Origin of the sequence: Micromonospora sp. MW-13 (assembly GCF_003434305.1) — a bacterium.
Taxonomy (GTDB): Bacteria; Actinomycetota; Actinomycetes; order Mycobacteriales; family Micromonosporaceae; genus Micromonospora.
This window is the reverse complement of the sequence record NZ_QKKX01000123.1, coordinates 1-444: the sequence shown is the minus strand read 5'-3', so window position 1 is coordinate 444 and position 444 is coordinate 1. Positions and strand designations below refer to the sequence as shown.

Here is a 444-nt window from a genome sequence, read left to right as displayed (position 1 = left end):
GGTGACGCGTCGGCCGGCGAGGTGGTAGCCGATGGGGTGTTGCCGGCCGCCGAGGCTGACCAGGCCGATGGCGCCGGCCGGGTCCTGATGGAGGCCGACCGGATCGCACCGGCCGAGATCCGCCACCGACCGGCAGGCCGGGACGTACTCGCCCAGGTCGCCCGCGACCCCGCCGCTCCCACGACGCTCATTCAGCTCGCCGCCAACCTCGGGGTGGGCTGAGGATGAACCTTGACCACCGATCACCAACGAACAGACACGTCGCCGACGAGTTCGCCGCCGTCAGCGTCACCCGGGTCGGCCGCGGTCGGCGGGGCACGGTCGTCCCGGACCCTGGCAGAGCTCGTGCTGATCCAGGTCAGCCGTTCGGTCGAAGTTGACCCGTCGGAGGCAAGCAGGGGCAGCGGCGAGTCTAACGACTCCTTACTATCCGTTGGCCACCCC

Annotated in this window: 1 pseudogene; it reads left to right on the top strand. The window is 70.9% G+C overall.

Annotated elements, in window-relative coordinates:
- Window positions 1-222: pseudogene (locus tag C5N14_RS31510) on the top strand (XRE family transcriptional regulator); the annotation flags it as partial.
- Between the last annotated feature and the right edge of the window lie 222 nt (window positions 223-444).